Source organism: Gammaproteobacteria bacterium, assembly GCA_017999615.1.
Classification (GTDB): Bacteria; Pseudomonadota; Gammaproteobacteria; order JAABTG01; family JAABTG01; genus JAGNLM01.
Window position 1 is genome coordinate 414,231 of the sequence record JAGNLM010000001.1, and the last position, 20,955, is coordinate 435,185.

15 protein-coding genes are annotated in these 20,955 nt (G+C 71.8%); 6 read left to right on the forward strand and 9 right to left on the reverse strand.

Going from position 1 to position 20,955, the window contains the following annotated elements:
• The first annotated feature begins 5 nt into the window (after positions 1-5).
• From KA217_01795 to KA217_01810, 4 genes are all read left to right on the forward strand, one after another.
• Positions 6-1,019 (forward strand): branched-chain amino acid ABC transporter permease, encoded by a 1,014-nt coding sequence (locus KA217_01795; GenBank protein ID MBP7711187.1) that lies wholly within the window; start codon positions 6-8, stop codon positions 1,017-1,019.
• Positions 1,006-1,782, forward strand: a complete 777-nt coding sequence (locus KA217_01800) for an ABC transporter ATP-binding protein (protein ID MBP7711188.1) — start codon at positions 1,006-1,008, stop codon at positions 1,780-1,782. Before KA217_01795 ends, KA217_01800 begins: the two co-directional genes overlap by 14 nt.
• Positions 1,769-2,497, forward strand: coding sequence for an ABC transporter ATP-binding protein (locus tag KA217_01805; protein ID MBP7711189.1), 729 nt, complete (start codon positions 1,769-1,771; stop codon positions 2,495-2,497). Before KA217_01800 ends, KA217_01805 begins: the two co-directional genes overlap by 14 nt.
• Positions 2,498-2,584: 87 nt before the next feature.
• Positions 2,585-3,247, forward strand: a complete 663-nt coding sequence (locus KA217_01810) for a CBS domain-containing protein (GenBank protein MBP7711190.1) — start codon at positions 2,585-2,587, stop codon at positions 3,245-3,247.
• On the opposite strand, the gene KA217_01815 is transcribed toward KA217_01810, so the two are convergent.
• From KA217_01815 to KA217_01845, 7 genes are all read right to left on the reverse strand, one after another.
• Positions 3,216-4,562, reverse strand: a complete 1,347-nt coding sequence (locus KA217_01815; GenBank protein MBP7711191.1) for a beta-glucosidase — start codon at positions 4,560-4,562, stop codon at positions 3,216-3,218. The two genes, KA217_01810 and KA217_01815, sit on opposite strands and share 32 nt — an antisense overlap.
• A 58-nt stretch (positions 4,563-4,620) precedes the next feature.
• On the reverse strand, positions 4,621-5,229 hold the full coding sequence (locus KA217_01820; protein MBP7711192.1) for a hypothetical protein: 609 nt from the start codon (positions 5,227-5,229) through the stop codon (positions 4,621-4,623).
• A complete protein-coding gene (locus KA217_01825; GenBank protein MBP7711193.1) occupies positions 5,222-5,737 on the reverse strand; it encodes a sigma-70 family RNA polymerase sigma factor in 516 nt (171 codons plus the stop codon). Before KA217_01825 ends, KA217_01820 begins: the two co-directional genes overlap by 8 nt.
• Before the next feature lie 95 nt (positions 5,738-5,832).
• Positions 5,833-7,554 carry a VWA domain-containing protein gene (locus KA217_01830; GenBank protein ID MBP7711194.1) on the reverse strand — a complete coding sequence of 574 codons (1,722 nt, stop codon included), beginning with the start codon at positions 7,552-7,554 and terminating at the stop codon, positions 5,833-5,835.
• A gap of 119 nt (positions 7,555-7,673) precedes the next feature.
• On the reverse strand, positions 7,674-9,074 hold the full coding sequence (sthA, locus tag KA217_01835; protein MBP7711195.1) for a Si-specific NAD(P)(+) transhydrogenase: 1,401 nt from the start codon (positions 9,072-9,074) through the stop codon (positions 7,674-7,676).
• 11 nt (positions 9,075-9,085) lie between these two features.
• Complete coding sequence (locus tag KA217_01840; GenBank protein MBP7711196.1) at positions 9,086-11,932, reverse strand: adenosylcobalamin-dependent ribonucleoside-diphosphate reductase; 2,847 nt, start codon at positions 11,930-11,932, stop codon at positions 9,086-9,088.
• Between the two features lie 82 nt (positions 11,933-12,014).
• On the reverse strand, positions 12,015-16,850 hold the full coding sequence (locus KA217_01845; protein ID MBP7711197.1) for an RHS repeat-associated core domain-containing protein: 4,836 nt from the start codon (positions 16,848-16,850) through the stop codon (positions 12,015-12,017).
• 315 nt (positions 16,851-17,165) lie between these two features.
• Here KA217_01845 and KA217_01850 point away from each other — a divergent pair, with 315 nt between their 5' ends.
• Both KA217_01850 and queE read left to right on the forward strand, forming a co-directional pair.
• Entirely contained in the window at positions 17,166-18,260 is a 1,095-nt protein-coding gene (locus tag KA217_01850; protein MBP7711198.1) for a 6-carboxytetrahydropterin synthase, read from the forward strand.
• Entirely contained in the window at positions 18,257-18,904 is a 648-nt protein-coding gene (queE, locus tag KA217_01855; GenBank protein ID MBP7711199.1) for a 7-carboxy-7-deazaguanine synthase, read from the forward strand. The genes KA217_01850 and queE overlap by 4 nt, the downstream gene beginning before the upstream one ends.
• Before the next feature lie 229 nt (positions 18,905-19,133).
• Here the strand turns inward: queE and KA217_01860 are convergent, their stop codons facing one another.
• Together KA217_01860 and KA217_01865 are read right to left on the reverse strand one after the other, a co-directional pair.
• Positions 19,134-20,393 (reverse strand): AmpG family muropeptide MFS transporter, encoded by a 1,260-nt coding sequence (locus KA217_01860; protein MBP7711200.1) that lies wholly within the window; start codon positions 20,391-20,393, stop codon positions 19,134-19,136.
• Between the two features lie 75 nt (positions 20,394-20,468).
• Positions 20,469-20,951, reverse strand: coding sequence for a hypothetical protein (locus tag KA217_01865; protein ID MBP7711201.1), 483 nt, complete (start codon positions 20,949-20,951; stop codon positions 20,469-20,471).
• Positions 20,952-20,955: the final 4 nt, after the last annotated feature.

The following is a 20,955-nucleotide window of genomic DNA, read 5'->3' on the forward strand; positions in this document are numbered from 1 at the left end:
CTGCGCTGCCCTCGAGGACGCACGGGGGCTGGTCCCGCGTCGGCCGGGCGAGACTCGCCGGGCTCGGGCTGCTGGCGCTCGTGGTCTTCGCCCTGCCGCCGTTGTTCCCGGGAAACTACTTCGTCACCGTGGTCGGCGTGTCCGTGGGGTTTCACGTGATCCTCGCGGTCAGCCTGAACCTCCTGGTCGGTTACGCCGGGCAGATCTCCCTCGGCCACGCGGCCTTCTTCGGAATGGGGGCCTACGCCTCCGGCATCCTGACCACGCAGTACGCTTGGAGCCCCTGGCTCGCCCTCTCGGCGGGGCTTCTCGCCGTCTTCGTCGTGTCGAGCCTCCTCGCGCGGCCGGTGCTCAAGCTGAAGGGTCACTACCTGGCCATGGCGACGCTCGGCTTCGGGATCATCGTGCACATCGTGCTGGTCCAGGCAGTCGGGGTGACGGGCGGGCCCGACGGGCTGTCGGGCATTCCGACCCTTTCGCTGCTCGGCTGGCAGGTGGCGGCCGATCAGGACTGGTACTGGGTCGTGGCGGTGGCGATGCTCGCCGTGATCGCCCTCTCGCTGAACGTCGTCGACTCCCGCGCGGGGCGGGCCCTTCGCGCGGTTCACGGCGCCGAGCTGGCGGCGCAGATGATGGGTATCGACAGCGCGCGCACGAAGAGCCAGGTCTTCGTGCTCTCCGCGGTGCTCAGCAGCTTCGCCGGAAGCCTCTTCGCCCACCAGCAGAGCTTCATCAGCCCCGACTCCTTCAGCTTCTACGTGTCCATCGAGCTGCTGACGATGGTGGTCCTTGGCGGGATGGCCTCCACGTACGGCGCCGTCTTCGGCGCGGTGACCCTCACGGTGCTGCGGGCGACGCTGGTGGTGTTCCACGACTACGAGATGCTGGTCCTCGGCGCGGTGCTGATGACCATCATGATCTTCCTGCCCCAGGGCCTGTTCGTGGGGCTCGCCCAGCTGCTCCGCCACGCCCTCGCGCGGCACCGTTCCCCGGAGGCCTTCAGCGATGGCGCTGCTTGAGGTCGCCGGCCTGGAGAAGTCCTTCGGGGGCGTGACGGCGCTGGCGGACGTGCGCTTCCGGGTGCCCGAGGGCGTGGTGTACGCGGTCATCGGACCGAACGGCGCGGGCAAGACCACGCTCTTCAACACGCTCTGCGGCTACGAGCGCCCGGACGGGGGCACCATCCAGTTCGGGGGCGAGCCGCTGGCGGGGCTGCCTCCCCACGCCGTCGCGGGTCGGGGCGTCTCGCGAACGTTTCAGAACCTCCAGGTGTTCTTCAACATGACCGCGTTGGAGAACGTCATGGTCGGGTGTCACCTGCGGTCCCGCTCGGGGCTGGTGGGGGCCGCCCTGCGCCTGCCCCACGTGCGGGAGGAGGAGCGGCGCGTGCGGCAGTGGGCTCGGGAGGCCCTGGAGCTCTGCGCCCTCGGCGAGCTCGAGGGGCGCGAGGCGAGCTCGCTGGCCTACGGGGTGCTCAAGCGGCTCGAAGTGGCGAGGGCCCTGGCGGCCCGGCCGCGGCTCCTGCTGATGGACGAGCCGGCGGCCGGCCTGAACGACACGGAAACGGCGGAGATGGGCGGGCTCATCCGGCGCATCCGCGACTCCGGGGTCACCGTGCTGCTGGTGGAGCACAACATGGAGCTGGTGATGGAGGTCGCCGACCGGGTCCTGGTGCTCGAATACGGCAGCGTCCTCGCGGAGGGAACTCCGGCGGAGGTGCAGTCGAACCGGCGGGTCATCGACGCCTACCTGGGCGGACAGGTTCAATATGCCGTCGACTGAGCCGGCCCTGCTGAAGGTGGAGGGGCTCTGCAGCCACTACGGCCCCGTCCGCGTCCTCTCGCACGTCTCCCTCTCGGTCCGGGCGGGCGAGCTGGTGGCGATCGTCGGCGCCAACGGCGCGGGCAAGAGCACGCTGCTGCGCAGCCTCTCCGCCGTGCAGCCGAAGAGCGGGGGGACGGTGCGCTTCGACGGGCGGGACATCACGCGGCTGCCCGCCCACCGCGTGGTGGCGGCCGGTGTCTGTCACGTGCCGGAGGGGCGCCAGGTCTTCGCGCCGCTCAGCGTCGAGGACAACCTGCGCCTCGGCGCGTATCTCCACCGCCACGAACGGGCCTGGGTCGAGCGGGAGTTGGAGCGCGTCTACACCCTGTTCCCGATCCTGGGCGAGCGGCGGGCACAGCTGGCCGGGACCCTTTCCGGCGGCCAGCAGCAGATGCTCTCCATCGGCCGCGCCCTGCTCGGCCGGCCGAGGCTGCTGCTCCTGGACGAGCCCTCGATGGGCCTGGCGCCGCTGCTCGTCGAGGAGATCTTCCGGGTGGTCCGGGAGCTGAACCGCAGCGGTGTGACCGTGCTCCTGGTGGAGCAGAACGCGCGCGCCGCGCTCGCCATCGCCGACCGGGGCTACGTGCTCGAGACGGGCCGGGTCGTGATGTCGGCAGCGGCCTCGGAGCTCCTCGCCGACGAGGGGGTGCGCAAGGCGTACCTGGGGCGCTGACCGGGGCGGACCCGGGCAGGGCTCGTGGCGGCCGGTGGCGGGGCCGTGGGGAGTGAACAGGGGGTCGAAGAGAGGGGAGGGCAGGATATGTACGTCGAGCAGATCATGACCCGCAACGTGGCGAAGTGCAGCGAGGACACCCGGGTCACCCACCTGTCCGGCATGATGCACGAGCACTGCATCCACCACCTCCCGGTGGTCCGGGACGAGGACCAGTTCGTGGGGCTCGTCTCCTTCCGCGACCTGCAGCGCCTCTCGCCCTCGCCGGCCACGACGCTCTCGGTCGGCGAGGCGAACTACCTCCTCGGCAAGCTCACCGCCTCCAAGGTGATGCACACCGAGGTGGTGACGTGCTCGCCCGACACCCTCGTGGAGGACGCGGCCTACCTGATGCGGCGCGAGGGGGTGGGTTGCCTGCCGGTGACGCGCGACGGACGCCTGGTGGGCATCGTCACGGTCGAGGACATGCTGGACTTCTTCCTGGAGATCACCGGCTGCACCAGCGAGAGGACCACCCGGATCGCGGTGCGCCTGCAGGACCGGATCGGCGAACTGGCGAAGCTGCTGAGCTCGATCAACTCCGCCGGCGGCTACATCGTCACCGTCGTGTCGCCCCAGCACCCGGACCGGAGCGGGATGCGCCTCGCCATCGTACGCTACCGCGCCGACGAACCGCAGGCCGTGGACCGCAGGCTGCGGGAGCTCGGCTACGAACCGATCACCGAGAATCTGCCGCGGTCGCCCGGATGAGGTCCCGGTACCAGCGGTAGGAGCTCTTCGGGGTCCGCGCCTGGTTCGCGAAGTCCACGTGCACCAGGCCGAAGCGCTGGCCGTAGCCCGAGCCCCACTCGAAGTTGTCGAGCAGGCTCCACACGAAGTACCCGCGCACGTCGGCGCCGGCGGCGATGGCGTCGTGCATGGCGCCGATGTAGGCCGCGAGGTAGCTCACCCGCTTCGGGTCCCGGACCCTCCCCGAGGCGTCCGGCCGGTCATCACCACCGGCGCCGTTCTCGGTGACGTAGACCGGCAGCCGGTAGGTGCGGGTGAGGTCCAGCAGGAGGTCCCGGAAGGCCTCCGGGTAGATGGGCCACCCGATCTCGGAGCGCGGCGCGTCGGCCGGCGGGCTGCCCCACCCGAACCCCCAGGGCATCGACGGGTCGGCCTTCGCGAAGATCGGCCCGTAGTGGTTCAGCCCGAACCAGTCGAGGGGGCGGCAGATGCGCGCGAGGTCTCCCGCGCGCACGTAGGGCTCGATCGCCTCGGCGATCCGTGGGGGGTAGTGCCCCCGGATCTGCGGGTCGGGGAACGCGTGGTTCCAGTGCTCGTCGAGCCATTCCGCCGCAGCCCGGTTCGCCTCGGCCTCGCCTTCGGCCCAGACGGGCTGCTGGTTGTGGATCGCCCCGATCGAGGCCCCCGGCACCAGGTCGCGCAGCACGTCCACCCCGGCCCCGTGGGCGAGGTTGACGTGGTGGATGGCGCGCAGGTGGGCGTCACGGTCGCGCAGCCCCGGGGCGCCCCAGTCCATCGCGTAGCCGAAGAGCGTGAAGACCGCGAATTCGTTGAACGTCGCCCAGTGCTTGACCCGGTCCCCGCAGCGGCGGGCGACGACGGCGGCGTAGTCCGCGAACCAGCCGGCGCTGTCCCGGTGGGTCCAACCCCCGAGACCCTCGAGGGCCTGGGGCAGGTCCCAGTGGTAGAGGCAGGCCCACGGCTCGATCCCGGCGGCGAGCACCGTGTCGACGAGCCGGTCGTAGAAGTCGAGTCCCTTGGCGTTGGCGGCCCCCCGGCCCCGCGGCAGCACCCGGGGCCAGGCGACGGAGAACCGGTAGGCACCGACACCGAGATCCCGCAGGAGCGCGACGTCCCCGGGGTAGCGGTGGTAGTGGTCGCAGGCGACGTCGCCTGTGTCACCGTTCGCGACCTTGCCGGCGGTGCGGCAGCGGGTATCCCAGATGCTGGGCAGGCGCCCGTCCTCGGCAGCGGCGCCCTCGATCTGGTAGCTGGACGTGGAGACTCCCCAGAGGAACCCCTCGGGCCAGGGGGTGGGAAACGGCGGGGTAGGCATGATGACCTCGGGTCCGTTGCCGGCGTTTGGGCTACGGGGCTTGCTTCCGGCGTTCGGGCTACTCTTCCCCTCCAGGGGGCAGGCCGTCAAGCTGGAGCAGGAGGCACTCGGCCTCCTGCCGAAGGCCCGCTCCCAGGAGCTCCGCCACCTGCCGCTCCAGCAACGCGCGGTCCGATGCGAGCTCCGGTGGCAAGGGGGGGCACTCCCTGTCCTTCATCCGATACCGGATGGGCTCCCGCGCAAGGGGCTCCGGGGAACCCCCGGGGGAGAGGTCCAGAGCCCGGGGGGCCGGCGGTGGGGGCATGGCCGCCCGCTCACGCTTGGTCTCGGAGCGCAGAGGCGCGGCCTTCACGGCGGAAGGCAGGGCCTGTGCCTCCGGTGACTCCAGTGCCTTTGGTGTCTCTGGTGCAGCCATTTCGTCGCGCGGCCGCGCGCGCCCGGCATCCGTATCCTGGAGGGCCGGACGCTCGAGCACCAGATTGACCGCGAGGACCAGCACCGCCGCCGTCGCCAGGGCAGACAGCAGCCACTGGCGGTGCGGGCGCCGGACGGCGGCGCGGGCTGCGGCACGGATGGCCGTGTCCAACCGTTCCGGAGGCTCCGGCCGCGGGGCTCGCCGGTAGAGCTCGAGGATGCGCTCGTCCCCGGGGTCGGGTCGCTCACTCATCGCAGTCCTCCAGGCCGGCCCGCAGCCGCCGCAGCGCGTAGCGCAACCGGCTCTTCACCGTCTCCCGGCCGGTGCCGGTGACCTCGGCGATCTGCTCGAGCGTGAGGCCGCCCTCGGTCTGCAGGAGGAAGGCGTCGCGCTGTTCCCGGGCCAGGCCGGAGAGGAGCTTGAGCAGGCGCTCCACGCAGTCCCGCACCAGGGCCCAGGCCTCGGGCCACGGGAAGGAGAGGTCGACCACGCTCTCGTCGATGGGCTCGCTCGCCGGTGGGCGCTGCCGCCAGTGGTCGGTGAGCAGGTTGCGAGCGATGCGAAACAGCCAGGGGGCGAAGGCCGCCTGGGGACGCCAGCCCTGGCGGGCGCGCACCACCCGTAGCCAGGTCTCCTGGAAGAGCTCCTCCGCGGCACCCTCGCTCTCGCAGTGGCGCAGGAGGTAGCGGAAGAGGGGACCCCGGAAGCGCCCGTAGAGCGTGTCGAAGGCGTCCGCGTCGCCCGCCGCGTAGAGGGCCATCAGCTCCTCGTCGGCGGGCTCGCGGGGGGTGCCTTCGCCAGCGCTCACGGGGGCAGGGCTCTGCACGGCGGCGGCTCCGGGGTCCTCGGGGGGCCTCAATCCGCGGCCCGGTCCTTGGACCCCGCGGGGGAGGCGGGCTCCAGCGAGTCGGCCAGCCTCACGAGCTTCAGGAACTCGGACCGGTGACCCTCGGGGTCATCTCCCCGGGCACCCTGCGCGAGTTTGACGATTGCCTCGTACCCGAAGCCCTCCAGGTAGGTCCCGCCCCGCAGCCGCTGCCCGAAGGCGGCCACCGCCGCGGCGAACCGGAGGTCGTCCGAGGCCCCGCCCAGGTCGGCGCGCACGGTGGCGCGGGCGACCGGGCGCTCGATCAGGCTGCTCGCGGCCTCGTCGGCCTTCTTGTAGCGCACCCGCACGAACGCGAGCTCCCGGGAGTGGCCTCCGGCGGCTGCCTGGGGCTGGTAGCGCAGGGGCTCGACCCGCTCGCCGCCGCTCCCGGCGAGGGCGATCTCGTAGAGGGCCGTGACCGACTGCCCCGCCCCCACGTCACCGGCGTCCACGCGGTCGTTGGCGAAGTCCTCGCGGCGGAGCTGCCGGTTCTCGTAGCCGATGAGACGGTACTCCGAGACCGCGGAGGGGTTGAACTCGACCTGCACCTTGGCGTCCCGGGCCACGGTGAGCAGGGTGCCGCCCAGGTTCTCCACCAGGACCTTGCGCGCCTCCTGGAGGTCGTCGATGTAGGCATAGGCCCCGTCGCCGTGGTCGGCGAGCTGTTCCATCAGGCGCTCGTTGTAGTTGCCGGTGCCGAACCCGAGGGTGGTCAGCGCCACGCCGTGCGCCCGCTCCCGCTTGACGAGGTCTACGAGGGCGTCGTGGCCGACCACGCCCACGTTGAAGTCCCCGTCGGTGGCCAGCAGGACGCGATTGATACCCCCGGGGATGAAGCCCTCGCGGGCCTTGGCGTAGGCGAGCTGGATGCCGGCCGCGCCGTGGGTGGGGCCGCCGGCCTCGAGCCGGTCGATGGCCGCCTCGATGGTGGCCTTGCGGTCGCCCGGGGTCGGCTCCAGGACCACGCCGCTCGCCCCCGCGTAAGCCACCAGGGCAACCCGATCCTGGGCGCCGAGTCGCCGGACCAGGAGGCGCAGGGACTGTTTGACCAGGGGCAGCTTGTCCGGGGACTTCATGGACCCGGAGACGTCCACCAGGAACACGAGGTTCGCGGGGGGCAGCCGCTCGGGCGGCGGCGCCCAGGTCTTCACCCCGATGCGCAGCAGGTGGGTCTTCGGGTTCCACGGCGAGGGCGCGACCTCGGTCGTCACCGCGAAGGGGGCGTCACGGTTCGTGGGTGCGGCGTCGGAGTAGGCGAAGTAGTTGATCAGCTCCTCGGTGCGCACCGCGTCCGCAGGTGGCAGCCGGCCCTGGTTGAGGAACCGGCGCACGTTGGAATAGCTGCCCGTGTCCACGTCGAGGGAGAAGGTGGACACCGGCAGTTCGGCGACCCGCTTGACCGGATTGTCGTCGAAGTGGGCGTACTGCTCCCGGTCCAGCGGTGCCGACGGGGTCCGCAGGTCGAGCGCGGGGCTGTCCGCCATGGAGTAGGCGGCCGCGGGGGCGGACCCCTGCGGGGCGCCGGGGGCCATCCGGACCCGCGTCTTGCCTCTGTCCTCAGGTTCCGGGCTCGATGCGGTTCGAGCCTCGTTCTGGGTGGATACGGGGCCGTTTCCTTGCGTGCTCGGGGCCGAGGGCGACGTGTGCAGGTTGCACGCGCCGAGGGTGAGCAGGACGACGGGTACGGCGAGCAGATGGCGCAGGGACATGGGGTTCACTCCTCCGTAGGGTGGTACGGACTCCAGAACGGGGAATCGGGCCGGATGGGGTTAAACCGGCCCGGGGTGCCCGCTCGCCGGAGGGTCCCTGTTCGCCTCCGTCGCCCGGCTCAGAAGAGTCGGTTCAGGCCGTTCAGGGCTGCCACGCGGTATGCCTCCGCCATGGTGGGGTAGTTGAAGGTCGTGTCGGCGAAGTAGGCGATGGAGTTCCCCGGCGGCTGTTGCGCCATGATGGCCTGGCCGATGTGCACGATCTCCGAGGCGCCCTCGCCGAAGCAGTGGATGCCGAGGAGCGCGAGGGTCTCCCGGTGGAAGAGGAGCTTCAGCATCCCCACCGTGCGCCCCGTGATCTGGGCGCGCGCGAGCCCCTGGAAGCGGGCCCGTCCGACCTCGTAGGGCACCTGCTCCGCGGTGAGCTCGCGCTCGGTCCTGCCGAGCGAGCTGATCTCCGGGCTGGTGTAGATCCCGGTCGGCGCCGACTCGACCATCCTCCGCTCGCAGGCCCCCCCGACGATGTGGGTCGCCGCGTAGCGGCCCTGATCGAGGCTCGCGCTGGCCAGCGCCGGCGGGCCAATCACGTCGCCCACCGCGTAGATGTGGGGATGCGCCGTCTGCAGCGAGCCGTTGACCTCCACCTGGCCGCGGCTGTTGACCCGCACGCCGAGGTCCTCGAGCGCGAGGCCCGCCGTGTTTCCGGTGCGCCCGTTGGCCCAGAGGAGCACGTCGGCCCGGAACTTCTTGCCCGAGCGGCAGTGCAGCACCACCCCGTCGTCCCGGGGCTCCACGCCCGCGGCCGTTTCGTCGTTGCGGATCACGACGCCGAGGTTGCGCAGGTGATAGCTGAGTGCGTCGGTGATCTCGTCGTCCAGGAAGTTCAGGAGACGGTCCCGCGTGTTGACCAGGTTCACCTGCACGTCGAGGTGCGCGAAGACCGAGGCGTACTCGCAGCCGATGATGCCCGCGCCGTAGATGGTGATCGACCGGGGTGTGTAATCGAGGCTGAGGATGCTGTCGCTGTCCCGCACCCGGGGGTGTGAGAAGTCCACGTCCTCGGGGTGATAGGGATGCGACCCCGCCGCGACGACGAAGGTGTCCGCGTGGTACTGCTCCCGCCCGCCCTTGGGCAGGGTGACCTCGACCGTGTGGGGGTCCACGAAACGGGCGTTGCCCTCGACCAGGCTCACGCCGTTACGCACGTAGTTGCGGTGGTGGGTGCGGACCTGCTCGGCGATGACGGAGTGCGCCCCGCGCAGCAGTTCCGGGTAGGACACGCTGACGTGCCCCACCGCCCCCTGGAACAGCGGGCTGCGGCGGAAGTCGGCCAGTTGCTGAACGGCCTGACGCAGGGCCTTGCTCGGGATGGTCCCCCAGTGGGTGCAGCCGCCGCCGACCCGAGGGTTGCGGTCGATCACGGCCACCCGGCGGCCGGACTTGCTGAGCTTCATGGCGGCCCCTTCGCCGCCCGGGCCACTGCCGATGACGATGACGTCGAAAACCTGGTCGCTCCCCATGCTGGGCTCCTCTACCCGCAGGCGCCGATGGCGCCGCAGGCCGTGCAGAAATCGCATCCGTCCCGGCGGACGACCGTATACCCCCCGCACTCCTCGCAGCGCCGGCCGGGCTGGGTTCCGGGATTGCCTCCGGAGCGGGGTCCGGCACCCTCGACGACCCCCATCGGCTCGACCGGGAAGCCGTCGCCGTCGAGGATGCCGAGCATGGCATAGCGGTGGAGGATGAGCGCGGCCAGGTAGGCCACCGTCGAGGGATAGCTCCGCTGGCGGTGCCTGCCGGGCTCCCAGGCGAGGAAGTCCCCGCGCGGCTCCGGGAAGTCGGCGATCTGGCGCAGCTTCGCCCCGACCCAGGCGGGGTCGATCACGCGCATGTCGTAGGAGAGGCTCTTGCAGAGCCCGTCCAGGACCCGCGGATAGGCGCCCGAGAGCCAGACGGAGTAGGGCCGGCGCTTGCCGTCGGGGAGGACGAGCTCCTTCAGCCCCATCACGAAGTCGTCCCCGGTGGCCGGGTTCAGGATGTCCACGGTCCAGGAAAGCGTGCCGTCGGTGCCCGTCTTGGGCTCCTTGGGGCTCATCAGGGCGTCCAGCACGGGGGTGGGCCCCAGGTCCTCGAAGGCCCCGAGCTCCGTGCAGCGCAGGTGTACGAGGCGCGCGAAGCCCGCCACGAGGCTCGGAACGCGCACGGGCTCCCCGGAAGGCGGCATGGGCAGGTCGAAGGCATCGTCGCCCGAGGCCCGCATCAGGCTCTCGAGCTTGGTTCGCAGCCAGCCCCGGTCGTTCGAGCGCATGTCCATCGACAGGCTCTTGGCGAGCGCCCCGAGTCCCCGGGGTTGCTCCGCCCCGTTGACCCAGACCTCGAAGGGGTAGCTCCGCCCGCCGTCCTCGACGTGCCCGATGAAGACCGCGAAGCTGCCGAGCGGGTGATCGATCAGGTAGGTCCAGGCGGGATTGCCGTTGACCGGCCGCGGCCTGCGCTGCCAGCGCAGGCTCGCAAGCGCGGGCCGGGGCACCCGGTCCAGGCGTAACCGGCGGTCTGCATCGGAGAGGTCCAGGTCCTGGCGGTCCACCACGGGCCCCGGCCGAGGCTCCGGCGCGGGCGTCTGCGCGGGCGCGGGCTCGACCGAGAGCACCGATCCCGTCACGGGATTCGGGCGGAAGGTCGCGAGTCCCTTCAGCCCCGCGCGCCAGGCGTGCAGGTAGAGGTCCCGGAAATCGGTGAAGGGGTAGTCGGCCGGCACGTTGACGGTCTTCGAGATGGCGGCGTCCACATAGGGCTGCACCGCCTCCAGCATCCGCATGTGCTCAATGGCCGTGATCTCGAGCGCCGTGACCCAGTGCCCCGGGAGACGCGCGGCGTCGCCCCCGGTCTCGCGGTACAGGCGGAAGGCGTGGTCCTCGACCCGGTACTCGTCGTGCCCACCGTCGGCGCGGCGCTTGCGCCGGGTGTAGGTCCAGGAGAAGGGGGGCTCGATCCCGTTGGAGGCGTTGTCGGCGAACGCGAGACTGATGGTGCCCGTGGGTGCGACCGACAGCAGGTGACTGTTGCGCAGCCCGTGCTCGCGGATGCGCTCGCGCAGGGCGTCCGGGAGTCGCGCGGCGAAATCCGAGGCGAGATAACGCTCGGCGTCGAAGAGCGGGAAGCGGCCCTTCTCCCGGGCGAGGTCCGCCGAGGCCCCGTAGGCCGCGTCGCGCATCGTCCGGGCGACGCCGGCGGCCCGGGCCCGTGCGTCGACCGTGTCGTAGCGCAAGCCCAGCATGATCAGCGCGTCCCCGAGGCCCGTGAAGCCGAGCCCCACCCGCCGCTTGGCGGTCGCCTCGGCGCGCTGCTGCGCGAGCGGCCAGAAGGTCGACTCCAGGACGTTGTCGAGCATGCGGACGGCGACCGCGCAGACCTCCGCCAGACGTGCCTCGTCGAAGCGGGCCGCGTCGGTGAAGGGCTCCTCCACGAAGCGCGTGAGGTCGACGCTGCCGAGGCAGCAGCAGCCATAGTCGGGCAGGGGCTGCTCGCCGCAGGGATTGGTCGCTTCCAGCCGCTCGCAGTAGCCGAGGTTGTTCTCGGCGTTGGCGCGGTCGACGAAGAAGACGCCCGGCTCCGCGTGGTCGTAGGTGCTCCGTGTGATGGTGTCGAAGAGCTCGCGGGCGCGCACCGTGCGGTAGACCCAGCGCCCGTCCGCCCGCCGGTGGGCGCCGGCGGCGAGGAGATCCCCGGATGGCTCCGCCCGGTGCACCAGCTCCCACGGCCCGTCGGTCTCCACCGCGCGCAGGAAGGCGTCGGTGAGGGCGACCGAGAGGTTGAAGTTGGTGAGCTCGCCCTTCGCATCCTTGGCGTGGACGAACGCCTCCACGTCGGGGTGGTCGCAGCGCAGGATGCCCATCTGCGCGCCGCGCCGGGCACCCGCGCTCTCCACCGTCTCGCACATCCGGTCGAATACCCGCATGTAGGAGACCGGCCCGGAGGCCTTGCTGGCGGTGCCGCGCACCAGCGCCCCCTGGGGACGGATGCGGGAGAAGTCATAGCCCACGCCGCCCCCCCGGCGCATGGTCTCGGCGGCCTCGGAGAGCGCCACCATGATCCCGGGCTTGCCGTCCTCCTCTCCGAGTGTCGCGTCGCCGACCGGCTGCACGAAGCAGTTGATGAGGGTTGCCCGGATGTCGGTGCCCGCGGCGCTCATCACCCGCCCGGCGGGGATGAATCCCGCGCGCATCGCATCGAGGAAACGGGCCTCCCAGGCGGTGGGCTCGCGCTCGACGGCCGCCAGCGCGCGGGCTACGCGCCGCTGGACGTCCTCCAGGGTCCGCTCCTCTCCCTTGGCGTACTTCTCCAGCAGGACATCGATCGAGATGGGTTGCGTGGCCATTTCCTAGTATGGGCTCCGCGGGCAGCGTTTGAGTATCCGTCCCGGGTGTCCGGGCATGTGCGCCGGTGTCCGCGCCGATGACTCAAGGCGCGCTCACCGTCCAGTTCCCTTTGAGGGGCATCACCCATGGTTCGGAGGGCGGGGCCTCCTCGACGTTGCTCGTGGCGGTGTGCGTGTAGGTGCCCTCGAGCGTGCCCTGGGCCGTGCTGTCGGAGGTGGCGATCCCGGACAGCGTGCCCTCGACCTTGCCGACCCAGCGAAAGACCAGGGTCTCCTTGACCTCGGTGACCGTCAGCCCGCTCTTGGTCAGGGTTGCCTTGGGGACCTTGATGACGTCCTTCTGCTCGCGGCTCGATGACCCCACGAAGCTCAGACTCAGCGAGCCGGAGGCGGGAGCATAGCTGCCCGACACCTTGACCTCGGCATGTCCCTTCACGCTTCTGTCCTCCTCGTAGAAGACGGGAAAGCGGAAGCTGCCTTCGACCACGTCGCCCGGTCCGACCGTGAGCGTCAGCGATGTGCTGACGGGGGCTGCCGACTCGGCCTTCAGCGTCCCGCTGAGGGTCTTGCCCGCAAGCTTGGCGAACGCGGACCCCCCGGCCATCGGTGGTGCGTTGGGTGGGGCGCGGGGACCGTCCTCGGTCTCGTCGCGCCCACCCTCGTCGTCCCCGTCCGTCTCCTGCTCGCCTTCGCCGTTGCTCCCCGTCTCCTGCTCGTCGCCCGCGTCCTGCCGGTCTCCGGTGCCCCCTGGGGTTCCCTTGGCTCCCGGCCGCCTGCCCTTGCGTCCCTCGAGCTGTCCCTCGGGGGGTGGGTTGCGGTCCAGGCCCACAGTGCCCTGGGCGAGCGAGGGGTCCGGCGGGTCGAAGGGTAGCCCCGACCGGGCGAACTGGCTCAGGTTCTGGGCGATGGCCCTCTGCTGGCCTGCGAGAGTCTTCGGGCCGAGTTGCTGCTGGGCGTCGAGGCCGGCCTTGTCGTACCCCAGGAGACTGCTGATCAGTGCGGTGCTGAAGCTCTGCACGGGCCCGATCTGGTTCAGTCCGGTTCCGATGAGATATCCGCCGCCGGCGGAGATTGCCACCGCGCCGGCCACGATGACTCCGCCCCCGGGCAGTGCGGCGATGAAGCTCACCGGCTGCTGCAGGGCCCCCCAAAAGCCTCCCACCAGGGTGAGCGTGCCCGACACCTCCTTGCCGTAGAGCTGCGCCCCTTGCCTGACGTCCTGCAGTGCGTTGCGGGCCTGCTGGAAGAATCCAGCCTGATTGGGGAGGCCCGCCTCCTGCAGCCGCCTGACCGCAGCCTGCGACTCGCTCAGGCCGGTCGGAACCCGTGGTGGCAGGGCGTAGCCCGGTGGGGCGCGGTGTGGGAACCCCTTGGAGAGCAGGCTCTGATAGGTGGCCCGCTGTCCCGGGTCGAGGCCGGCACCGGGCTGCCAGAGGGTCGGGCCGCCGGTGGGGGCCAGGTTCTTGCTCGCGAACTGGGCCAGGTCGCGGCCGGCCGAGCTGAGCGGGTCGACGCCCGGGACCGGAGCCGGCGGGAGCGAGGTGCGAACGAAGTTGCGGACTGCGGGAAGCGACCGCACGAACTCGTCGAACGTGCTGGCGCTCTGCGTCCCGAGCGGGTCCACGCGGTTCACGGGGTCGTTGTCGAGGAAGGCGTAGGGTTCCAGGCTCGCGGGGTTGGCGGCATCGCCCGGCAGGGGATCCGGGGCGAGGAAGCGTGCGAGCTGCGGGGCATACCAGCGCGCCCGGTAGTGGTAGAGCCGGGTCGCCGGGTCGTAGAGCCGCCCCTGGAACCGGAAGGAGTTGGGAGTCTCCTCGCGGGCCTCCAGTGGCTCCCCGAAGGGTCCGTAGAGGTAACGGTTGAGGACCCGACCCTGTCCGTCGAGGACCGCGAGCACGCTCTGGTCGAGGTCGGTGACGTAGTACTGGGGCTGGCCGTCCTGCAGCCGCGCGAGGTGCTCGTCCAGGCGGTCGCCATCGAGGTAGGCGCTGCGCACCCGACCCTGGCCGTCGGTCTCCGCTGCCACGGACCGGCCGTCCACCAGGTAGCGCACGCTGTCCCGCCCCTCGACTCGCTCGGCCAGGTTGCCTTCCCCGTCGTAGCGGTATTCGACCGCCGCCCGCCCCGAGGGCTCGACGCGCACCAGGTCCTCCCCGGCGTAGGCGAACCGGACCGCGCCCGCGCCGGAACGGCTCTCGGCGAGGCGGCCCCGGGCGTCCCAGCCGAGTACTGTCTCGGCCGTGCCGTCGCGCAGGCGCCCGGGCCGCCCGGTCGGGTCGATCTCGAATCGGGTGGAGCCGGCCTGCACCAGGCTTCCGCCGCGGTCGTAGGCGTACTCGCGCCGGGACCCGTCGGGCAGGCGCGCGGCGGCGAGCCGCCCCACCGCGTCGTAGGCGTACTCGAACCGCTTCCCGTCGTGGTCGGCGGAAACGAGGCGTCCGCTGGTGTCCCAACCGTAGCGCACGCCAAGGAGCGGTTGACCCGAGGCGTCGCGCACGGTGAGGGACTGCACCCTGCCTTCCGGGTCGTAGGCATACTCGGCGCTGGCGGTCTGGCCGTAGTGCACCCGCTTGCGGCGGCGCAGCGGGTCGTGCTCGACTCGCACCTCGGCCTCGCCGAGCCGCGCCCGCACCAAGTTGCCCTCGCGGTCACGCTCGTATTCGCTGTGCAGGCCGCCCGGCAGGGTCCTCGTCAACGCGAGTCCGTCGGCGTCGTACGTGTAGTCGACCGCTTGCCCGCTCCGTTGTTCCTGGACCCGGCTCAGATTGCCCGCGGGGTCGTACGCATAGCTGAGCGCCCCACCTGGCCAGGTGTTCCGAGCCAGCCGACCGAAGCCGTCGTAAGCGAAGGACTGCTCCCCGGCGCCCGGGCGGTGCAGGCCGGCGAGCCGTCCCGCGCTGTCCCACGCATAGCGCTCGCCCGACCCATCGCTGCCGGCGCGCTCGATGAGCCGCCCGGCCTCGTCGTAGGTCAGGCGCTCGGTGCGGCCGTCGGGTGTGCCGCGGCTCGTGAGCCGGCCTGCGCGGTCCCAGCCGAAGGTCCAGCTCCGTCCTGCGCCGTCGCTCAGCCGCGTCAGCCGTCCGACAGCGTCGTACTCGAGGGTCGCCGCGGCCTGTCCCGCCTCCTCGACACGGGTGAGGTGCCCGCTGGCGTCGTAGGCGAAACGGCGCCGCGCAGCCCCGGCCCACTCGACCTCCGACAGTTGGCCGGTGCTGCCGTAGGCATAGCGGACCGTGCCGGACCGCAGGCCGCTCGCCTCCCGCAACCGCCCGGGCAGGTCGTAGGCGTAACGCAGCCAGGCCCCGTCGGGGAAGGTGACCTCGGTCAGCCGTCCCAGCGCGTCCCGGCTGTATCGGGTGCGCCGGCCGTTCACCTCCACCCACGTGGGCTCGCCGCGCGGGTCGAGGCTCGCCACCGTCTGATTGCCCCGGGCGTCCACCTGACGCAGTTGGCGTCCGTCGGGCGACACCTGCACCAGGTGCGTGCGCCCGTCCGGGTCCCGGTGTCCTCGCGGCCGGCCGGCGCGATCGTAGTAGTACTCGGTGAGTCGGCCGAGGGCGTCGACCGCGGTGAGCGGGTTGCCCAGGGCGTCGTAGGTGTAGCGTTCCCGCCTGCCGTCGGGGGCGGTGGCGGCGGTGATGCGCCCCAGGGCGTCCCGGGTCAGGGTGACGGCGGCGCCGTCGCTGCCGCGGACCGCCGTCAGGCGCCCTTCATCGTCGTAGCCGTATGCAGTGAGGGAGCCTCCCTCGTCCTGGACACCAGTCACTCGTCCGTTGGGGTCGCGCGTCAGGAGGGTTCGCCCCGCGGGAGACTGGACCTCGCTCAGCGTACCGCCCGGGCCTGCGTAGACAAAGGTCTCTCGAGTGCCGTCCGGGGCGGCACGGGCCGTCACGCGGTGGCGCGAGTCGTAGGCGAATGCCACCGCGCGGCCCGCCGGGTCCTCGATGCGCACCAGCCGGCCGTGCGGGTCGAAGGTCTTGGTGGTGGTGGCGCCTTGTGCGTCCGTGACGCGGACCTCGCGACCGTCCTTGCGGAAGCGCCACCCGGCCGTGCGCCCCGCGGGGTCCGTGAGCGTGGTGGAATCCGACTCGCCGTCTCCCCCGTAGCGAAAGGTGGTGACGGCACCGCCGGCACCCCGGAGGCTCGCGACCCGCCCCTCGCCGTCGTACTCGACCACGGACTCGGCGCCCTCGGGCCAGCTCATCCGGCTGAGCCTTCCTCGGTCGTCCCAGCCAAAGCCGCTCGCGAGCCCGGTGAAGTCGACGACACGGATCAGGCGCCCCGCGGGGTCGTACTCGAGCCGCGCAGCCCGTCCGATCCCGTCGCGCGCCTCGGTGAGGCGGCCGGCCTCGGAGAACGTCAGCTCGAGCAGGGTGGCATCCGCTGTGCGCAGGGCAGCCGGGCGGTCCGGGGGGCCTTCCAGGGCCACCTCGTTGCCGCCGGCGGTGACGCTCCGCAGCCGTCCCTCCCGGTCGAATCGGCGGTGGCCCGCCGCATCCTCGACGGTGTAGCCGTCGGGGGTGCTCCGCAGCACCGAGAGGCCACGGTCGGCGAAGAGGCCGCCTTGCCCCGGCCGGAAGCGCCGGGTCTCTCCGGCAGGCTCCAGCAGGACGACGTCAGGTCCCGTGGGGACCAGGCGGGCCTCCAGGCTCGAGCCCCAGCCGGGGCCGAGCCAGGACCCTCCGGGCACACCGCCGACCCCGGTCAGGTGGAACCGGAAGCCGCCGTCGCCGAGGGGCAGGTGGAGGAGGGGCAGCGTGACCACGAGTGTGCCGGTGCGGGGCAGCACCGCGACCCGCGGGTCGTGGACGTAGGCGTCGACGGCAAGCGATTCGGCCTCGGCCTGCGGGGCATTGCCCACCAGGGCGGTCGGGCCGAGTGCCGATGCAGGTGCGGAAACGCCCGCCCACACCATCATCGCCAGCGCTCTCCAGGTCCGCCGGAATGTCGCTCGCGCCGTGGGGCGGGACACTTTCGTGATGCTGCGAGGGGACTCTGCGTGCACGGGGCGGGGCCCTCCGGCCGGGATCGGACTGGGGTGACTGTCGGGTGCAGCGGTCGCCCGTCGGCTCGGCTTGAGGGGACTCGGGCCGGCGCGGCGGGCGGAGTGGTGCGCATTCTACCTGGGCCCGAGGCGTGAGCCTTGAACCCGCTTGGCGGGCAATCCCATAATGGAAAATGTCCAAGTGGTCCCCCCCCGCGGTCGTGCTGCTCCCGGCCGGCAGTGACCCCCATGCCTGAGTTGCTCTACCACCTCGCTGCCGCCCCCTTCGAGTCGGCCCGCTGGGTCGACCTGCTGGACCCCGGGCACCGGGCGGCGCGCCTGCACGGGCACAGCTTCCTCGCCCGCGTGCGGGCGGAGCTGCCCGCGGGCTGGGCGGGGTTTCCCGGCGGGGAGACCGATGCCCTCGCCGCGGCGCTCGGCGCCTGCGTCGGCCGGCTCGACTATCGGCACCTGAACGAGGTCCTGGCGGTGCCCACCGACGAGAACCTGGCGCGCTGGGTGCGGGGCTGCCTGGAGGTGCCGGGACTGGCCAGCGTCGGCATCCAGAGTACCCGGGACCAGGGGGCGGACCTCGACGGGCAGGACCACGTGCACGTCTGGCGGCGCTTTCGCTTCGAGGCCGCCCACCGGCTGCCGCGGGTTCCGCAAGGGCACCCCTGCGGGCGGATGCACGGGCACGGCTTCGAGGTCATCCTGCACGCCGACCAGGACCTGGGGACGCGCGACCTGGGGGTGGACTTCGACCGCCTGGAGGCGCTCTGGGCGCCGTTTCGGGGTGAGCTCCACCACGCCTGCCTGAACGATCTCCCGGGGCTCGAGAACCCGACCAGCGAGATGCTGGCGGCGTGGCTGTGGCGGCGGTTGCAGCCGGAGCTGCCCGAGCTCTCGTGGGTGACGGTGTACGAGACCACGACCGCGGGCTGCCACTACGACGGGGCGCACTTCCGTATCTGGAAGGAGCTGAAGTTCGAGAGCGCGCTGCGGCTCGCGCGGGCTCCGCGGGGCGACCCCCGCCGGCGCCTGCACGGGCACAGCTATCTCGTGCGCCTGCACCTCAGCGCGCCGATCGATACCGTCATGGGCTGGACGGTGGACTACGGGGACGTGAAGGAGGTCTTCCAGCCGACCTACAAGGCGCTCGACCACCACCTGCTGAACGAGCTGCCGGGTCTCGCCGACGCCGACCCGGCGACCCTGACCCGCTGGGTCCGGGAGCGGGTGGCCCCGAGCCTCCCGGTGCTCGACCGGGTCGATCTCTACGCCACTCCCGGCTGCGGGGCGATGCTCAGCTGGGGCGAGCAGGGGCCGGCGCTGCCCACGTGACCTACTGGGTCAAGGAGATCTACTACACCCTCCAGGGTGAGGGTGCCTGGACGGGGAGGGCGGCGGTGTTCTGCCGCTTCGCCGGCTGCAACCTGTGGTCGGGGAGGGAGGAGGACCGGTCTGCGGCGGCCTGCCGTTTCTGCGACACCGACTTCGTGGGAACCGATGGGCCCGGCGGGGGCAGGTTCCCGGATGCCCGCGCCCTGGCCGAGGCGGTCGGCCAGGCCTGGCGGGCGGGCGCAGGCGGGGGCTCCGGAGGGTGCCCGCTCGTCGTCTGTACGGGAGGCGAGCCGCTGCTGCAGCTCGACGAGGCCCTGGTCGATGCCTTCCACGGCGAGGGCTTCGAGGTGGCGGTGGAAACCAACGGTACCCGGCCGGCCCCGGCCGGGCTCGACTGGGTCTGCGTCAGTCCCAAGGCCGGCGTGCCGCTCGCCCTCGACTCGGGCGACGAGCTGAAGCTCGTCTATCCCCAGGAAGGCGCGCCGCCCGAGGCCTACGAGCACCTGGCGTTCCGGCACCTCTTCGTGCAGCCGATGGACGGGCCCGAGCGTGAGAGGAACACGGCACTCGCGGTGCGCTACTGCCTCGCGCACCCGCGCTGGCGGCTCTCGCTGCAGACCCACAAGCTCATCGGGGTGCCGTGAGGGGAGGGGTGGACTCGCGCCGTTGCTCGCGCGCGTGGCGCTCGATGTGCTGCAGGGCGAGGCCCAGCAGTCCGAAGGAAGTCAACGCACCGAAGAGGAACAGGGTTGCGGTCATGGGCACCTCTGTCGTGGTGGATATCAAAGAGATAGGCGCGCCATGCCGGTTGCGCCAGGCGCAGGTTCACAGCTTGTGACGCAGTGCCGGATCCGGGGTCGCCCGGCTCGGCGATCAAGGGCTCGCCGATTCCGGAGCCGGCTCCGGCGTGGCCTTCCCCGGAGCGCCCGGCACTCGGGGCGTCAGCCACACCAGGAGCAGGAGGCCGGGTACGGCGGCGAGCGTGCTCACCGCGAAGAAGGGGATCCAACCGAGCCCCTGAGCCAGTGCGCCGCCCGCGGCGGACAGCGTGGTGCGTGCGACCGCCGCCAGGGAGGAGAGCAGGGCGTACTGGGTTGCGGTGTAGGCCAGGCTGCAGAGGCTCGAGAGGTATGCGACAAATGCCGCGGACCCCATGCCGCCAGTGAGGTTCTCCACGCCGATGGTCACCATGAGCACCGGGACCGAGTGACCCACCACCGCCTGGGCGGCGAACATCAGGTTGGACAGCATCTGCAGGACGCCGGTCACGAGGAGCGCGCGCAGTACCCCCAGCCGGTAGACGATGGCCCCTCCGGCCAGGACCCCCGCGATGGTAGCTGCGACGCCGAACACCTTGCTGACGTTGGCGATCTCGATCCGGGTGAAGCCCATGTCCACGTAGAAGGCGCTGGTCATGACCCCGGCCAGTGCGTCACCGAGCTTGAACAGCAGGATGAACACCAGGATCGGTACCCAGTGGGCGCGCCGGGTCAGGTCGACCAGCGGCTCGAGGAAGGCGGCCCGCAGCCACTGGGCGGGGGCCTGGGGGCCTGCTCCCCTCGTCGAGGCTGCCGGCTCGGGGGTCGCCCAGACCGCCGCCATGGCGGGGAGCAACAGCAGGGCCATCCCCGAATAGGCCACTGCCCAGCCGAAGAACTCCGCCAGATACAGGGCCCCGGCGCCGGATGCGACCATGCCCAGGCGGTAGCCGACCTGCGTGGCGGCCGCGCCCGCGCCCTGTTCACGCTCGTCGAGGAGCTCCACGCGGAAGGCGTCGATCACGACGTCCTGACTCGCGGAGAGGAATGCCACGGTGACGGCGGCGACGGCGGTTGCGAGCGGTGCGCCGGCGGGGTCGCTGCCCGCGAGCAGCAGGATCGCGGCGAAGAGGGCGGCCTGGACGAAGAGCGTCCAGCTCCGCCGGCGCCCCATGCGGCGTCCGAGCCACGGCAGCCGCACCTGGTCCAGGAGGGGTGCCCAGAGAAACTTCACGTTGTAGGCGAGCCCCACCAGGGCGAAGAGGCCGATGGCGGTGAGCGACAGGCCGTCCTGGCGCATCCAGACGGCGAGCGTCGCGCCCGTCAGGGCGAGCGGCAGGCCACTCGCGAACCCCATGACGAGGATCGCGAGCATTCGGGGGTCACGGTACAGGCTCAGTGCGGAGGACACGCGGGCCGGCGGCCGCTGTCGGCCGCCGTGGGGAGAGGGTCAGGCGTCTCGTCGCGAGGGGCCGCGGGAGATCGCCAGCTCCCCTCCGGCCCGCACCGTCCAGGTGGCGAGCTTCCCGATCAGGAGCAGGAGCAGGATGGCGAGGGTCCAGGCGAGGAAATACGAGAGCCGGAACGGTTCTTCCGGGGCCTGCTGGGTGGCGGAGGCGCCTGCCTTGCCCCCGCCCTCGCTGGCAGCGGGTGGGCGGGAGACGAGGAGCGAGTCCACGTGAGAGGCATGGTCGATGACGTGAGCCAGGCGGTCGATGGCCGCCGGCTGCTGGTACAGCCCCCAGGCCTCGAAGACGACCTTCACTCCCGCCCAGAGACCCACCAGGACGAGGGCGACGCCCACCAGGCGGACGAAGGCGTTGGTGGTCCTGGAGGCGAGGAGGGCCAGGTTGGATCCCGTGGGCGCCGCCTCCCGCTCGCGGGTGTCTTGGGGGGTTCTTTCGTCCCGGTCCTGGTAAGCCATGGCGGTCACCTCC

Excerpts from the sequence above, each read along its gene's own strand:
- KA217_01860 (MBP7711200.1), bottom strand. The coding sequence starts at position 20,393 with ATGCTCGCGATCCTCGTCATGGGGTTCGCGAGTGGCCTGCCGCTCGCC.
- sthA (MBP7711195.1), bottom strand. The coding sequence starts at position 9,074 with ATGGGGAGCGACCAGGTTTTCGACGTCATCGTCATCGGCAGTGGCCCG.
- KA217_01840 (MBP7711196.1), bottom strand. The coding sequence starts at position 11,932 with ATGGCCACGCAACCCATCTCGATCGATGTCCTGCTGGAGAAGTACGCC.
- KA217_01805 (MBP7711189.1), top strand. The coding sequence starts at position 1,769 with ATGCCGTCGACTGAGCCGGCCCTGCTGAAGGTGGAGGGGCTCTGCAGC.
- KA217_01800 (MBP7711188.1), top strand. The coding sequence starts at position 1,006 with ATGGCGCTGCTTGAGGTCGCCGGCCTGGAGAAGTCCTTCGGGGGCGTG.
- KA217_01810 (MBP7711190.1), top strand. The coding sequence starts at position 2,585 with ATGTACGTCGAGCAGATCATGACCCGCAACGTGGCGAAGTGCAGCGAG.
- KA217_01815 (MBP7711191.1), bottom strand. The coding sequence starts at position 4,562 with ATGCCTACCCCGCCGTTTCCCACCCCCTGGCCCGAGGGGTTCCTCTGG.
- KA217_01820 (MBP7711192.1), bottom strand. The coding sequence starts at position 5,229 with ATGAGTGAGCGACCCGACCCCGGGGACGAGCGCATCCTCGAGCTCTAC.
- KA217_01850 (MBP7711198.1), top strand. The coding sequence starts at position 17,166 with ATGCCTGAGTTGCTCTACCACCTCGCTGCCGCCCCCTTCGAGTCGGCC.
- KA217_01830 (MBP7711194.1), bottom strand. The coding sequence starts at position 7,554 with ATGTCCCTGCGCCATCTGCTCGCCGTACCCGTCGTCCTGCTCACCCTC.
- KA217_01825 (MBP7711193.1), bottom strand. The coding sequence starts at position 5,737 with ATGGCCCTCTACGCGGCGGGCGACGCGGACGCCTTCGACACGCTCTAC.
- KA217_01845 (MBP7711197.1), bottom strand. The coding sequence starts at position 16,850 with ATGATGGTGTGGGCGGGCGTTTCCGCACCTGCATCGGCACTCGGCCCG.